This window comes from Runella zeae DSM 19591, assembly GCF_000423565.1.
Taxonomy (GTDB): Bacteria; Bacteroidota; Bacteroidia; order Cytophagales; family Spirosomataceae; genus Runella; species Runella zeae.
The window spans coordinates 386,259-402,651 of the sequence record NZ_KE384036.1; the positions used below are offsets into that span (position 1 = coordinate 386,259).

11 protein-coding genes are annotated in these 16,393 nt (G+C 42.7%); 2 read left to right on the forward strand and 9 right to left on the reverse strand.

What is annotated here, in order from left to right:
- Positions 1-19 precede the first annotated feature (19 nt).
- The 7 genes from G563_RS0120160 to G563_RS0120190 form a co-directional block, all read right to left on the reverse strand.
- Positions 20-3,433: a VCBS repeat-containing protein gene (locus G563_RS0120160; RefSeq protein WP_051211093.1), complete on the reverse strand. Its 3,414-nt coding sequence runs from the start codon at positions 3,431-3,433 to the stop codon at positions 20-22.
- A 63-nt stretch (positions 3,434-3,496) separates the two neighbouring features.
- Positions 3,497-5,038: a RagB/SusD family nutrient uptake outer membrane protein gene (locus G563_RS0120165; RefSeq protein ID WP_028666896.1), complete on the reverse strand. Its 1,542-nt coding sequence runs from the start codon at positions 5,036-5,038 to the stop codon at positions 3,497-3,499.
- A gap of 69 nt (positions 5,039-5,107) precedes the next feature.
- The gene (locus G563_RS0120170) at positions 5,108-8,641 is read right to left on the reverse strand and encodes a SusC/RagA family TonB-linked outer membrane protein (RefSeq protein WP_028666897.1); all 3,534 of its coding nucleotides are present in this window, start codon (positions 8,639-8,641) and stop codon (positions 5,108-5,110) included.
- Between the two features lie 61 nt (positions 8,642-8,702).
- On the reverse strand, positions 8,703-9,668 hold the full coding sequence (locus G563_RS35395) for a FecR family protein (protein WP_051211094.1): 966 nt from the start codon (positions 9,666-9,668) through the stop codon (positions 8,703-8,705).
- Positions 9,669-9,782: 114 nt separating this feature from the next.
- Positions 9,783-10,400, reverse strand: coding sequence for an RNA polymerase sigma factor (locus G563_RS0120180; protein ID WP_028666898.1), 618 nt, complete (start codon positions 10,398-10,400; stop codon positions 9,783-9,785).
- 118 nt (positions 10,401-10,518) lie between these two features.
- A complete protein-coding gene (gene miaA / locus G563_RS0120185) occupies positions 10,519-11,436 on the reverse strand; it encodes a tRNA (adenosine(37)-N6)-dimethylallyltransferase MiaA (protein ID WP_028666899.1) in 918 nt (305 codons plus the stop codon).
- A gap of 83 nt (positions 11,437-11,519) precedes the next feature.
- Entirely contained in the window at positions 11,520-11,978 is a 459-nt protein-coding gene (locus tag G563_RS0120190; protein ID WP_028666900.1) for a hypothetical protein, read from the reverse strand.
- A 135-nt stretch (positions 11,979-12,113) separates the two neighbouring features.
- Between G563_RS0120190 and G563_RS0120195 the strand changes: the two genes are divergently transcribed.
- Complete coding sequence (locus G563_RS0120195) at positions 12,114-12,791, forward strand: DUF4230 domain-containing protein (RefSeq protein WP_028666901.1); 678 nt, start codon at positions 12,114-12,116, stop codon at positions 12,789-12,791.
- A gap of 4 nt (positions 12,792-12,795) precedes the next feature.
- On the opposite strand, the gene holA is transcribed toward G563_RS0120195, so the two are convergent.
- Both holA and G563_RS0120205 read right to left on the reverse strand, forming a co-directional pair.
- A complete protein-coding gene (gene holA / locus G563_RS0120200) occupies positions 12,796-13,815 on the reverse strand; it encodes a DNA polymerase III subunit delta (RefSeq protein ID WP_028666902.1) in 1,020 nt (339 codons plus the stop codon).
- Between the two features lie 93 nt (positions 13,816-13,908).
- On the reverse strand, positions 13,909-15,204 hold the full coding sequence (locus tag G563_RS0120205) for a type IX secretion system plug protein (protein ID WP_028666903.1): 1,296 nt from the start codon (positions 15,202-15,204) through the stop codon (positions 13,909-13,911).
- A gap of 101 nt (positions 15,205-15,305) precedes the next feature.
- Between G563_RS0120205 and G563_RS0120210 the strand changes: the two genes are divergently transcribed.
- A complete protein-coding gene (locus G563_RS0120210) occupies positions 15,306-16,331 on the forward strand; it encodes a S66 peptidase family protein (protein WP_028666904.1) in 1,026 nt (341 codons plus the stop codon).
- The last annotated feature ends 62 nt before the right edge of the window (positions 16,332-16,393 follow it).

Consider the following 16,393-nt stretch of genomic DNA (forward strand, 5'->3'; position numbering starts at 1 on the left):
TGTACAAAAGCGCGGACTATTACCGCGCTTTTTTTATGTCGCCCAAAGGCTTAAAAACTTTCAAGCTATCCGCATTTGAGCCTACGATGAGTGCTGTATGAGTATCTTTGAGGGTGATTTTAGCTACCGTTTTGGCATCACTTCTCACCCAAAATCCTGATTTAGAAGTAGAAAGTGGCGTAAAATTCCCACGACCATCGCCCTTCAGTACCCATCCTTGCGAGGCATCGTAGCGCCCCGTTAGTGACTCTGTTGCGTACGAATTACCTACTGCCACAATATCTAATTTCCCATCTTTATCAAAATCAAGCGGTAAAATATCGTTTATAGGCGCAACTTGAGCAGCCGTAGGAAGAAGTTTGGTTTTGAAATGTCCATTACCTAGATTTTCTATATACACGGAGGCTAGAGTATTGGCTTCTTCTTTGTACATTCCTTCTTGGTCTTCCTTCGAAAACAAATCATCAAAGCCCATTTTACCGTATTTATGATAATACAAGACCTTCCGCTTAAGGCTTGCTACTTGCTCCACCATCGTTCCGCGCGGATGTGCGGGATACTCTCGACCGTCATTGTATAGCGATAAAAAAGCGTCATAATTGCCATTATTATCAAAATCTTTGGCTCTGACCCTCACAGGTTGTTGCTCAGAAGCCCGATAACGAGAATTCAAGCCCAAATTTCCTAATACAAAATCTACATCACCGTCATTGTCAAAATCAGCGGTGGCCAAGCTGTTATACCATCCTTTTTGCTGATTTAGATCATGCTCTACTTTTTGTAATGATTTGCCTTGCTTGTTTTTGAACATCAAAAGGGGCATAAATTCTCCCGTCACTACCAAATCAGGCCAGTGGTCATTGTCCATATCCACCCATTGAGCCGTCGTTACCATACCAATCGTGGCAAGTTCGGGATTCAATTGGGCGGTCACATCCGTAAATTTCAATTTATCTGATTGACCTTTGGGAGTATCGTTTCGGAGTATATAGCTACGCGCAGGCTGCGGCCACTTTCGCGGTACTACCCTTCCACCTACAAACAAATCCAGATCACCATCATGGTCATAATCAGCCGCTACCACACACGAGCCACTAGCCGTAGTAAGGGGCAGTGCCTGCGAGGCAGCACTGAAATTGCCCTTGCCGTCATTCACAAAAAGCATATCTTGATAGGCATCGGCATCGGCAAACTCATTCCCGCCTGCTACACAATACAAATCATTGTCACCGTCATTGTCAGCGTCAAAAAGTAATACGCCCGTTTCTTCTTGTCTTTTTTCGACAAGCTGATTGGTCATGTTTTTTTTGATAAACCCTTGGGGAGTTTGTACAAAAAAACATCCGCTATGACGCGAAGCACCTGCCACATAAAAATCTTCTAGCCCGTCGCCGTTGACATCTCCAACGGCAATTTTAGGACCTTGCCTTGAGTAACGGTGCGGCAAAGTGGGTTGATAATTAAAATCCATGTAATCGTTTTCTTCATGCATAAAAGAAATACCCAAAGACTGACTCACTTCCTTCCAAAGCGGGCTTTCGAGCGTTTGGGGTAGCTCGCGATTGCCATTTTTAGCCTCTTTTTCGGCAAGCACCAAAGTCTGATTTGGACTTATGTTTTTTAATAATTGGCGTTTTCCTGAAGACCATTTTATTTCAAGTGAATCAATCGAAGGAGTATTGCCCAAACCAAAATATTCCACATTTTCGACCGAAGACAAATAACCCCGTTGAAGGGTATGCTCGGCATACTGCTGCTGTTGCTGATGCCAAAGGGTGATTTTGGCGCCGATTCCTTCCAAATTACCTATTTCGCCTTTGAGTTTAATTTTCAAAAAATGATTGTTTTTGGGTTCTGCGTCTTTGCTTCGAGCATTGTTTTGATACACAAAAGCCTCATCGTTAAGATTGTTCATGATAAGGTCTAAGTCACCATCATCATCAAAATCGGCATAGGCAGTACCATTGCTAAAGGTCTTTTCGGGCAAGCCCCATTGGGGAGCTTTATTGGTAAATGTCAAATCTTTGTTATTGATAAACAACCAATTGGGCTTTTTAACCTCCCCCAACTCATTGGCTTTTTCGCGCAATTGTTGAATTTTCGACGTTTTCCCACCAAAATTGTATTCATTGGCATAAGACGTAAAATCCATATCGGTCACATCTTTGACATAGCCATTGGTAATCAGCAAGTCTTTCCAGCCATCCAAGTTAAAATCTGCAAAAAGCGGCCCCCAACTCCAGTCAGTAGCAGCCACGCCAGCCATGTATCCAATGTCAGAGAAAGTCACAGCACCCTTGCCAAGGCCAACGGGGCCATTGTTGAGTTGGAGCATATTCCTAACAAACTGCGGCTGATAGCCTTTCAAAAGTTGTTGCTCATATTTGTCATGCGTCACGGTCGGAAACATCGTTTTTTGCCGTAGATTGTCTTCGGGAAGCATATCTACTACACACAAATCCTCCAATCCGTCGTTGTTGAAATCGGCCATATCTACACCCATTGAGTTGTGGGATTGATGCGCCAAATAATCCGCTATTTTGTTACTAAATGTACCATTACGATTATTGATGTAAAGATGATCGTTGGATTGAAAATCATTTGCCACATACACATCCGACCAGCCATCTCCATTAAAATCTTTGACCACTATCCCTAGCCCCCAGCCTTCTATCTGAATTCCAGCTTCTTTTGATACGTCTGTAAAATGTGGAAAATTAGGCGAAGCTACACCCGAACTTTTGGGAAGAGAGCCATCATTTCGTAACAGTTTGTCCTGACTATTGCCGGTACCGTCGGTGCGTTGCCCCATGATTTCGTTTCGGTTAAAATCTTCATGAGAATTGTTGCAGAGATAAACATCCAAATCCCCGTCGTGGTCATAGTCAAAAAAAGCCGCTTGGGTAGCATAGGCCGAATCGGCCAGCCCTGCTTCGGCCGCCACTTCCCGAAAAGTAGGAATGCCTTCTTTGTTGTTTCCTTCGTTTAAAAAAAGCAGATTAGGCGCAGGTTTGTTTTTTTGAGGAAAAGCCGTAGAAACATAAATATCCAGCCAACCGTCTTGGTTAATATCAATCATAGCGACCCCCGTACACCAGTAAGCGGTCTCGGTACGCGCTATTTTGGTAATATCCTTAAACCGAATCTTTTCTTCTTGGCTTTCATTTAAGTAGAGCTTACTACTTACCATATTTCCCGCCAAAAACACATCGGGCTTACCGTCATTGTTGACATCGCCTACGCCTACACCTCCTCCATTGTAGATGTATTCAAAATTAAACACATTGAGCGTGTCGTTTTCTTGGATATCGTTTCGGAAATCAATGCCCGTTTGGGAGGCATCTAGCCGCGAGAAGAGGGTATCATCCGACTGGCAGCCCATAAGAACGCTCAGTAGCCCTATCACAAACAAAGGAATCAGTCTAGTACTCATATCACAAATTTATGAAAAAAAGCCCCTCCAAATCGAAGGGGCTTTGTCAATGAAGCCTTCAAACTAATAGCCAGGGTTTTGGTCTTTTAGTTCAATTTTGGGATTGTTGTCAATTTCACTCTGTGGAATCGGCAACAACTCATGCTTATTGGCAATAAAGTAAGAAATAGGTTCTGTTTTTTGCTTTTTATTTTTACGCCACCGGATGATGTCAAAATTGCGGATTTGCTCAGCCGCAAGCTCTATCATACGCTCATGCACCACCGCATCAAATACTTCACTCTGATTGCTACATGGATAGTTTTTGGTAGGATACGGAGGCATATCTACTGATTTTCGCGCTCTGACTTGGTTCATCAGCGAAATAGCCGCCGCCGAATTACCCAGTTCATTTTCACATTCGGCTAGCATCAAAAGCACATCCGCATAACGCATGATACGCATATTGATACCACTTGTCACAAACCCATTATCAACTTTATACAAAACAGAATATTTGCGCCAACTTACTTTCTGCGTCACTCCGTCTACTACTGAAGAATTTCCTTGTACTCGGTCGGCAGTCATGGTACTTGCGCCGTTGTTGAATTTGTCACCTTCTTTCCAATAAGACATATCATAACGAGGGTCATTTTTGGCATCACCTTTAGAGACCCGTTCGTAAGCATTCAGTATTTTGTTGGAAGGAATTACATTTCGCCAACCTACGGCTGAATATTCCTGCGTACGTACGGTTTCTTCTTGGACAGCCGAGCCATCACTATCGCCGCCCCAGTTGTAAGCGCCACCAGAGGGAGCATACACAATTTCAAAAATCGATTCACTGTTAAATTCTCCTTCTTCGTTGGTCAAGTCGAGGTAATTGTCCACCAATTTATAAAGCCCCGAACTTACAACTTTCTGTAATTCAGTTTTGGCACTATTGTAGTCCCCCAGCTGAAGATAAGTACGCGCTAAGAGCGTCTGAGCCGCCGCCTTAGTAGCACGCCCTTGGTTATTGGCATTATAGGAAGCAGGGAGAGCAGGTTCGGCCGCTTTCAAATCTGCAATCACCAAATCAAATACTTCTTTTTGGGTAGAACGTGGCGCTGAGCCTTCGACCGACTTTACAAACTCTTTATAAATAGGCACCCCTCCAAAAAACACCCCTAGTTCGTAATAAGCCCATGCTCTTAAAAAACGTGCCTCTCCCACAAGGCGGTCACGGGTAGCGGTGGGCATATTGGCTACGGTAGGACCTTTCTCGATGATTACGTTGGCACGGTGAATCGTACGGTACCAGCCTCTCCAGATGCTATTTGTGAGCCCATTGGCAGGGTCATGCACCCCAATCAAGAGCTGATTACGAGGAGTTTCGAGCTGCCCTCCGCCCGACGCCATCTCATCTCCCCGAAGGTCATGGGTAAAAAACCATTCTCTCGACACCAAGCTATTGGACTGTATCAGGGCATAGACAGCATTTACGCCCGCCGTAAGTTCGGCTTCATTGTTAAAATAAGTCTCAAACGTCACCCCATTAGGGTTTACTTTGTTTAAGTCTTCGTCGCTACAGCTGGTGGCCATCCCAAAAGCCAATATGCCAGTAATTACGATTGCTTTTTTCATTGGTATTTTCATCATTATTGAAATCCTTTTAATGTGTTAAGTCCTCACACTTTTCCAAAATTTACGAGGTTAGAATCCTAAACTTACCCCAAACATCAAAGTACGGGCTTGTGGATACTGACCATAGTCGATTCCATTGTTCAATAAATTATAGCTCTTTGAAGACACTTCAGGGTCATAACCAGTGTATTTGGTAAAGGTCAAGAGGTTTTGGCTTGACACATACACTCTCAGCTTATTTACAGCATTTCGGGTGAGTTTGCTAAGCGAAGCCGCCGGAATGGTATAGCCAATGCTCAGGTTTTTAAGACGCAAATAAGAACCATCTTCTAAGAAACGATCCGAGGTGCGCGTGTTTTGATTAGGATCCCCACTTACAGCTCTTGGCACATCCGTATTGGTATTTTGTGGCGTCCAAGCATTCAGCACGTCGGTAGTGGAATTAAACAAACGAAGCATTCCTTGCCCAATCACCTTGGTACCATTATAGACTTTATTGCCTTGAACACCTTGGAAATAAAGGGTAAAGTCAAAGTTTTTGAAATTACCAGACCAGTTGAGCCCATACGAAAACTTAGGAATAAAACTTCCCAAATAAGTACGGTCGCTTGCATCTACTTTACCGTCGCCATTGAGGTCTCTAAATTTGATATCGCCAGGAGCGGTTTTATCATTTTGGTAATAAATCGTCTGTCCATTGGCATCTTTTTTGTTCACAGCGTCGATTTCGGCTTGATTCTGGAAGATTTTTTCTACTTGCCATCCATAGAAAGATTGAATAGGATGCCCTGCTTCGGTACGTGTAATGTCATTGCCTCCAAAATCAGAATTAGCACCCGAATTGATCGTAGCACTTGGCGTAGCCAAACTCAACACTTTATTGCGGGTCACATCAAAAGTTCCAGTAAGATTCCAATTAAAGTTACTGCTACTATAATTATAGCCTGCGGCCAATTCAAAACCCCAGTTTTTCATGCTGCCGACGTTGGCAAGGGGGCTTTCTGAATATCCGAGCGACTCAGACAAAGGTACACTCAACAATAATCCCTCTGTTTGACGAGTATAGTATTCGGTGCTCACGGTGATTTTGTTGCTCATAAGAGACAAATCAAATCCCACGTTGCTCATACTTGTCACCTCCCAGCTCAGCTCATTGTTGCCCAATCGGTTGAAGTAAGAGCCTAGGTTAGTATTTTGATTACCCAAAGGATAGATGGTATTATTGGCTTGCACTAACGGCTGCCATTCATAGTCGCCAATAGAGTTGTACCCTGTTTGACCATAGCTTGCACGGAGTTTTAATTCAGAAATCATCGGGAAAGACTTCATAAATTCTTCTTCGCTGATACGCCATCCTACAGACACCGCCGGGAAAGTTCCCCATTTACGCCCTGGAGCAAACTTAGAAGAGCCATCTCTCCGAATCGATCCTCCCACTAAATACTTACCAGCATACTCATAATTGAGACGACCAACGTACGAAATCAAGGTGTTTTCTGACAATGTACTTGAGCCATTGGGATTAGATACCCCCTGAATCACCTGAATATTGTTGTCGGGGCGTTGTCCTCGCGCTGTCAAACCTCTTGAAGAAGCCCGTTGTTTTTCGGCCACTGCTGTCAGATTCACGTAATGTTTACCCAACGTTTTTTCAAAAGTCAATTGATTTGTAAACACTGCCGAAAAGTACTGGTTACGGGTTTCGCTCACCTCGGCAATCACTCGGCTACGGTTGCCATCATTGTAGATAGGCAAAAACGAATTGAAACGAGAGGTAGCAAAATCTCCCCCCATTGTGAAGCGGTATCTCAACCAATCGGTAAACTTAAGTTCGGCAAACATCGTCCCTAAAAACTTAAAGGCGCGATCGGTTTGGTATTGCTGCTCTTGTTCTGCTACGCGAAGTGGGTTTTCGGGGTCAGTAGCGTCTAAGCCTTGCGCTGTTGTGCTAAACCCTCCGATTTTTGTGGGGTCGCGTTCGGGCCAATAGGGAATCATCCTCATGATATTCATTACCAAACTCCGACCACCTCCGTCTCGCTCTTGGGTGCGGAAGTCGGTAGCTGCTAATAAGGTTTGTCCAATCGTCAGGTACTTATTGACCTTATGGTCAGAGTTGATACGAAAACTTTGGCGATCGTAGTTGGTAAAAGGCAAAATCCCTTCCTGTTTGAAATACCCCAATGATGCATAAAAACGTGAGGTGGCATTGCCGCCCGATAGCGATACCTGATTGTCGGTAATAGGGGCATTTCTAAACATCGTTTTTTGCCAGTCGGTATCAGTTTGTGCAAAAGTTTGCGTAGCACCGTCATAAATAGGAACATTCAGATTCGTAAATCGCCCTGGAATAGGCTGGCCCGCAGCCGTCAAAAGCGCTGTACCATAGCGGATATATTCATCCCGATTGAGCAAATCGAGGGTCCGCCAAGCCGATTGGGTACCTACATAAGAATCAATGTTGATACTCAATTTTCCATTGTTGGAGCCTTTTTTGGTAGTAATCAAAACCACCCCATTGGCTGCCCGAGAGCCATAAATAGCTGCGGCACTTGCATCTTTAAGTACTTCCAACGACTCAATATCTTTGGGGTCAATATTGTTGAGCCCGCCAGCAGGCACGCCATCTATGACATACAATGGATTGGGATTCAAGCTGATAGAGCCTACACCCCGTATCCTTACTACTGGCTCAGAGCCTGGGCCGCTGTTGTTGGTAATTGATACTCCCGGTACGCGTCCTTGCATCGCTTGCGTGGCGCTCACTACTGGCAAAGCCTTGAGTTCTTTCTGAGTTACTGACGATACGGCCCCTGTCAACGAGGATTTTTTCTGAGTACCATAGCCTACCACAACTACTTCATTCAAAGATGAAGTAGAAGGAGCCAAACCGATATCAATAGAGGTACGTCCCGAGGTTACTCTCACTTCTTGAGAAGCGTACCCAATAAAGCTAAAAACCAAGGTTACATCTCCGTCAGGTACTGACAATTGATACCGTCCTTGTCCGTCGGTAGTAGTGCCTTTGTTAGTACCTTTTAGAAGTACACTTACCCCTGCTAGCATTTCGCCACTTTCTTGATCCGTAATTTTACCTTGGACTGTACGGTCAGCGATTGATGTCATGCTAAACCCCATACGGGTTATCTTCGAGGCCATCAATGTATTAGGTGTATTGATTTCACTTACGCTATAAGAGTTTTCAGGGAAATCGACTTTGTTGAGCTTGCGAATCACTTTTTCTTTCTTTTGCTCACTCGACAAAATAATGTAAAAATTATCGCGTACTTTTTCGTATTTAAGTCCACTATTTTTTAGGACTCGATCAAGCTGATCTTCTACTTTAGATGCTTTTCCGGTATTTACCAACGGAATTTCGGCGTCCATTAATTCGCTACGATAAATAAACGACACTTTATACCGTTTTTCTAAATCAGTAAGTACAGTCTTAAGGGCTATCATTTTGGGGCGTTCGGAGGTACTCCCATTCTCTTGAGGCGTGTAACGCTGATTCGACGCTACCAATTGAGCTTGTGATGATTCTGTAAACAGAACACCCACAAGTCCCAAGCTCACCAGCCAGTGTACAATTCGTTTCATCATGTGTGCAGTTTTAGGTTTTGAGTGAGTTTAACTTTGTTTTGGGTTATTAATTGAAAAATGGCTATTGATTGGATTGAATAATGACTTTATCTTGATTTTTAATAATTTTCAGGTCAAACAAACGTCCTAGCGCTTCTAGTAGAATATCGATATTTTGAGTAGGAATTGTCCCCGAAAATTCTTGGCGAAGTAGGGTTTTGTCTTCTATTACTACTTCTAATCCATAAGTATCTTCTAGCTGTTGGGCGATATCAGCCAGCGACATTTTATCAAAGGTGAGGCGAGCATTACGCCACGAAGAGTAAACTTCAGAGTTGACCCTGCGAGTGACAAGTTTTGTATCATAAGCATTTGACTCGTACAAATCCCCGGGCTTCATTACCAAAGGATTGTGGTCTTGCTCTGAATGAGTGAGTTGAATTTTTCCAGTATTGAGTACTACGCGAGTTTTGGTTTTACGGGCATACACATCAAATTCTGTCCCGAGTACTTCTACATTTACTTTATTGGGCAAATGCACCAAAAAATGCTGATGATTAGGAGTATGAGCTACCTGAAAAAACGCCTCCCCCTCAATCCATACCTCCCGCTTCTGAAAACTGTGCCACTGTTTTTTGAAACGTAATTTTGAATTGCCATTGAGAATGATTAACGTACTATCGGCTAGTTTTACGGTGCGCCTTTCGCCATAGGCAGTCTGAACAATCTCCTCTTTCATAAACTGATACCAATACCCTCCCGCTACTACTACCATAGCTGCTGCCACCCAACGCGCCCATGTCCAATACACCGAATGCGCATTAGAAAAAGCCGTGCGCCTGTTGATTTTTTGTTGAAGGCGAGCCAATAAAGCTTCCGAATCAAAAGCTGCTTCTGATTCACTAAGCTCTCTATGGGCTAAGTCATCATCTAAACGCTGCTTTAAGTACTGCTGTCCTTCATCAGTATCAAACCATTTGAGTACTAGCTCAGCCTCTTCTACGCTGCACTGATTATTAAAATACTTTTCGACTAATTCTGATTGCATAGGTTGACGTGTAAGAAGTGTTACTTCCTTATACACCAAACCTCAGAAGTGGTATTATATTAAATGAAGATTATTTTAAGTTTTTTTTAGATAAAAAACCTAGAAGATTGAAAATCAAAACATTATCCAAAATAATATTGGAAATAAAATAATTTCAATACGGTGCTGAACGTAGGTTCTGAGAAAATGAAGGGCTTGAGAAAATTGAAATTTAACCGTATTGATAGAGAGGCCCATTTGAAACGCTACTTCTTCGTTTTTGAGTCCACTTTGCATTCTTAGTTCAAAAACTTTCTTTTTTTGCGGCGACAACTTTGAAATTCCTTGCTGAAGTATGCTACTATATTCGTCCCATTGCTTGATTTCCTCCCCTGTTCCTTCGCTTTCAGACCAGTCGAGGGTGTATTCGATGTATCGCAAAATCTCGCGTTTTTGATCCCTTAACACATTAAGAACGTGATTTTTCATCATAGTCGCCAAAAAGCCTTTGAGAGACTGATGGGCATCTAATTGATAACGATGAGTCCAAAACTTCAAAAAAATATCTTGGAGTGCATCTTCTGCCAAAGCGGGGTCTTTAAGATATTTCAGAGCAATTCCATACAAATACCGATTATATAAACGATATACTTTAGCGAAAGCAGCCTCTGCCAAAGAGGTAGCCTCTGCCTGAAGATCGACTATCAGTTGGAGTTCTATTGTAGAGTTTCTGCTCGCGACCAGAGGGTGCATTTTTTTAAAATTACTTATTCAACCTATTTACTTTATCGCTCAAACTCCACTACCTATTAGTGAAATTTTATCTAAATATAGTAATATATTTTTAACAAAGCAATAGCTTATGGTAATTTTAACTATATCTTTTTAAATCCAACTCAATTTCTTTTACAATTCCTTCAAAATCAGACGCTTTAAACCACCTAAAATTTCCCTGATGTTTAAACCATGTAAGTTGACGCTTAGCATAGCGGCGCGAGTTGCGCTTCAACAATCTAACCATTTCATTAAATCCATATTGCCCGTCGAAATAATCGAAAATTTCTTTATAACCTACCGTTTGGAGAGCATTATGCTCGCGATATGGCAGTAGAGATCTGGCCTCTTCAACAAGCCCTTTACGAAGCATATCATCCATTCGCATATCAATGCGCTGATACAATTCTTCTCTATCTCTTTCGAGCGCTATTTGGATGATTTGAAAGGATCGCTTTACAGGCTGACGCTCGCGAAAAGAAGAAAAAGGTTTGCCTGTCATAATACATACTTCAAGCGCCCGCACTACTCTTTGCGTATTTTGGAGGTCGTTTTGGGCACAATAAACGGGGTCTAATTCACGCAACTGCATCTGGAGAGATTCGAGTCCTTCGAGTTCGAGTCGCTGCATAAGTTCGGTGCGAAGTTCGGGAGGGGTCTCAGGCAAATCATCCAATCCTTCACATACTGCTTTAATATAAAGCCCTGAGCCTCCCGTCAAGATCACAATGTCTTTTGTTTCAAAAATTTTATCTATCACCGCCAAAGCATCTCGCTCAAAGGCTCCTGCACTATATAGAATATCAATCGAATGAGAATCTATAAAATGATGCGGTACACCTGCCATTTCTTCGGGGGTGGGTTTGGCAGTACCGATGGTCAATTCTCGATAAAACTGCCGCGAATCGGCCGAGATTACTTCTGTATCAAAAAATTTTGCCAAACGCACACACAGATTTGTTTTTCCTACTGCCGTGGGGCCCGCAATCACTACCAGCGTTTTTGGAGTTGGCATATCATCATAAAAAAAAGCTAAGTGTTCAATATCAGGCTTTTTCAAACCTTTTACTCAACACTTAGCCAACAAAAATGTATTAATTAATTTGCTTTTAAAGTCAACTCTTCCGTTTCTCCTGATACGTTTTTGGTTGATATTTCCAGCGTATTTCGCGTAAAGTTGCTTATCGTATATTTGGCGGTTTTATTAAGAATAAGTTCCGTTTCGGCGGTATTAAATTCCCAACTTCCCTTTTCATAAACTTGTTCGTCAGTAGGTTTACATTTAGTGGCACCTTCATTACGCTCATACGTTTTGTTGGTATTAAAAACCCAATTATCATCCTTCGCACACGCAAGTGTGTAAGGCAATACATTCAAACCATTTACTTTGGCTACTTCTACCCGCCATGATTTAGTGGAGGTTCCGGCTAGCAATTCGGTCTTGGTGACACCTGGCTCGGGTTGGGGGTCATCCTCGTCATCTCCTTTTGTAGTCTCACATCCTAGCACTCCCACCACTAGTGACACTGCCAACAACCACGTAAAAACAAGTTTCATGCTTTCAAATTATATTTATTCAAAATAACGCTTTTCTTTTTAAAGAAGCAATGATTTTGCCAAAGTTACCCTTTGTTTCTTCCACAAATTAGAAAACGAAAAATTTATCTAACTTTCGCAAAATCATCACAAGCAATGGACTTTTCTTTACTACTTTTTTTTCTTATTACGCTCGGCCTAGGGGGTGGGCTTGGATTTGGTACTTTATATTTTTTAAAGTCCAAACAAAATGCCAATAAGCAACTCGTTCAGTCTTCTACTATTTTGTTAGAACGCATCGAAAAGGTGTTTAAGGTAGTGATGGCTGAAGGCTATTTTACCGAAATATTTGATTATAAAGACGACAAAAAGTTTTTATATCTCTTCAAAAACTCAAAAAAAGCACTCATCATCGCCAAAGCGAAAGTGCTCGTAGGATTTGATTTTGCAAAGATGCGATTTCATATTGACGAAAAAACCAACAAAATGGTCATAGAGTATTTTCCCGAACCAGAGGTGCTTTCAATCGATACCGATTACAAATTTTATGATATTGAGCACGGCATTTGGAACAGGTTCAATCACGAAGATTATACAAACCTGCTGGTAGATGCCAAACAAGCCATGAACGAAAAAGCGCTTACGAGCGACTTGCCCCGTATTGCCAACAATCAGGTACAATTCATGATGTTTCAGTTGGCCTCATCGATGGGGTGGAATATTGATATGCAACTTCCTTCTTCCAACCAAAAAAAGCTCGAACAATTTAATGAATATGACGAAGTAAAGGCGGAAGTTTTGCCCTTGCCCAAAGACGAAAATGACGAAGAATAGTGGCTCAATGCAAAATCCGAAAGATAAGTTCTTTCAAAATAGCTTCTTCATTGACGGTGCCTGATTCAATGCCTTTGCAGGCATTGTCGGCATAGCGAATCGCTTTGATGGCATTGACCACATGCCCTAATGAATACTGACGCGCTGCCGATAAATAATCTTTCACAAAAAACGGATTAACCCCCAATACCGAAGCCAAATTTCCTTCTGACTTATCCTGAGTACCATGAATGACCAATACTTTAGTGAAAAAATTGTAAAGAATAATCAGCACCTGAGGCAAGGGGTTTTCTTTGGTATGGGTGGCGAAATAATTAGCGATTTTATTGGCTTTAATCACGTCACGCTGAGTGAGTGCTTTCTGAAGCTCAAATACATTGTATTCTTTGCTGATACCCACATATTTTTCTACAACTCCGGCGGTGATTTCGTCACTTGCCGAAAGGTTAAGCAAAATTTTATCGATTTCGCTCGTGATACGTTTCAAATCATTGCCAATATTTTCGACTAGCATCTGAATCGCCTTGATACTAATCTTGGCTCCTAAGCTACGGGTGTATTCGCCTACCCAATCGGGGAGCTTGTTGTCGTACATTTTTTTGCATTGTACCAGTACTCCATTTTTTTCAAAAGTCTTGGGCAAGGACTTTCGCATGTCAAAATTTCCCTGAAAACACAATACCAATATCGTAGAAGACAAGGGTCGCGTAGCATAGTCCTCTAGCAAAGTGGTTTTTTCTTTGTTGTCGATACCGCCAACCTGCTGGGCTTCTCTGACCAACACAAGCTGACGCTCCGCCATAAAAGGAAACCGACGAGCATAATTTAGGATGGATCCCAAATCGACATCTTTGCCAAAGAGCACAAATTGATTGAATCCTTTTTCGGCTTCTGGAACTGCCACTTTTTCGATGGCCTCCGCCAATTGCTCAATATAGTAAGGTTCGTCTCCGTAGATAAAATACAAAGGTTGTAGTTTTTTTTGGCGAATTTCTTTGAGCGCTTGTTCGGGGGTAAGATTCATGGGGTAGTAGTTTACAAAAATGCCATGGGGGCTATGGAAGACCATGTAGGCCGCAAAAATCGGAAATCATCTTTCGGAAATCAACTATATCTTTTACCTTCTTCCGTATTCAATCAATCGATACCCCACAAGTTGGTCAGCTCTAGCAGCCGGAGGGCGGTGATATACAAAGATTTCGTAATCGTTGGCGGTGTTAGAAAAACTTCCTTCAAAAGAAACATCGTCCATCTGGCCGTCTCCTTTCAAAGCATAATAACAGTAATTTACGACACCTTGCTTGATGTACATACTCGCTTCGTAAGCTCCCGAGCTAGTATTGTAGGTCATGCGGCTGGCGTCGTCGTGCTGCCATAGATTAAAAGCTCCCCCTACATATACCTGCGCATTGGGATAGGAGGGCGACTGAAGCGTAAATACGACATTGAGGTAATCGGCTTCGTTGGAACTATTGGCGGCATCTCGATTAAGCACAATGTACTGCCCATTGAGGTCTTGGGCCTGAAAACTCGCTCCCCCTCCCAGTCGCGAAGCATCTTTGTGAAGCCGCACTATGGTCTGGTCGGGCAGTTGCTCAATGTCATTGACGCTCATTCCTACGGCGCGTGATAGGCGGGTATCAAACCATCGAAACTCATTGCCCCCTAGGATATTATTAGATAAGTCGAAGGGACGATACTCCAATCGATAATCAAAAGCGCGTACGTTGGTAGGACGTAGTTTTGTAAGGACTTTGTCCCAACGGAAATTTTGTCGAATTACTATTTTTAAATCATCTTGTGGCGACAATAACTCATATCCTTTGTATTCGATATCAAAATCTATCTGCTGGTGAGTACGCTGCTCGGCTATCCCCGTCGAAAGTCGAACTTGAGGCCATACATTTACCCGTGCCTGATACACCATAAACCGCCGACTCAATACTAATTTGCCAGGACGTTTGTCTTCGTATACCGCTACTACGTAGTTTCCAGGAAGCTTTAATTTGGGTAATTCAAATACATAGTGAAAGTAAGGAACTTTGGTATTGAACGATGATTGATAATCATTGATAGGGTAATCATTGTATTCATACGTAAACTCAATATCGTTGAGATTGGAAGGAGTCCAGTCTGCATTACAATGAAAAACCTTATAACGAAAACTACGAAAACGCGCCGAAAGATCGTCAAACTCAGCAATGAGTGGGGTATTGGAATCCATACTCACCACTGGCGGATAAGTAGTACGGGCGGGGTCTTGCAACTGCACGGGAGCAGGATACACCGCTACTGTTTTGATGTTGGCTTCATAAGTAGCATCTTCATAACGCAGGCCATTGAGTTTTTGAGCAAAAAGATTCAAGGTTATGCCCAAAAACATTGTAAATAGGTAAGTAAGTTGTTTAATCATCACATAATTTTCTTTTGGTATATACCTTGTACTCTAACGGAATCAGGTTCATTTTTGTGTTTTCAAATCACTATATTGCACAAATGTAAAAACTGATTTCCATGCAACGTCGAAATTTCCTCCAAACCCTTGCCGCAACCACTACACTCACCGTGCCAGCTTTTTCAAAAGCAAAGCCAATTATTAAACCTCCCCGCCTCAAGCCCGGCGATACCGTCGGTTTGGTCTGCCCTGCTGCTCCTGCTTATAGCAAACAAACCGTAGAGGTCATTGCAGAATCTATGCAGGCATTGGGATTTAAGGTCAAATATGGCAAAAGAATGTGGGAAAGATATGGCTACTTGGCAGGAAAAGACGACGAACGCGCCGCTGACATCAACGAAATGTTTGCCGACCGTTCGGTACAAGGTATCGTGTGTGTACATGGTGGATGGGGCTGTGCACGCCTTTTACCGCTTCTCGACTACGACATGATCCGCAAAAACCCCAAGGTACTCCTTGGCTACTCAGATATCACGGCTTTGTTGTTAGGGATTTATAGTCAAACGGGCCTTGTGACCTTCCATGGCCCCGTAGGAGCGGTAAGCTGGAATGAATTTACGGTGAGCTATTTACGAAAAGTTTTGATGAACGGAGAAGCGGTTCTTTACAAAAACCCAAAAGTCATAGGTGATAATCTCACTCAAGTAGCTGACCGCATAGACCTAATCAACCCCGGTAAAGCCCGTGGGCGTCTACTAGGCGGCAACCTTACCGTCTTGAGTCACTTACTAGGTACGCCTTATTTACCTGAATGGGAAGGTTCACTTTTTTTTGCGGAAGACGTAAGTGAGGCTCCCTACCGCATGGATCGTATGATTACGCAAGTGAAGTTGGCAGGAATCTTAGAAGAAGTCAATGGTTTTATTTTTGGCAAATGTACCGAATGCGACCCCGGTGATGGTAGCTACGGCTCACTTACCCTCGAAGACCTCTGGAACGACCACATCCGTCCTTCGCAAAAACCGGCCTTCGCAGGTGCTATGATTGGGCATATTCGCCAAAAGTTCACAATTCCAGTAGGTATCGAAGCCGAAATGGACGCCCAAGCTGGCACGATTCGCTTCTTAGAAAGTGCCGTCATCTAAACGAAGTACGGATTAAAATTGGATAAAAATCAAACTTTTTGCTCTTCGTTTTTCGTTTGAGT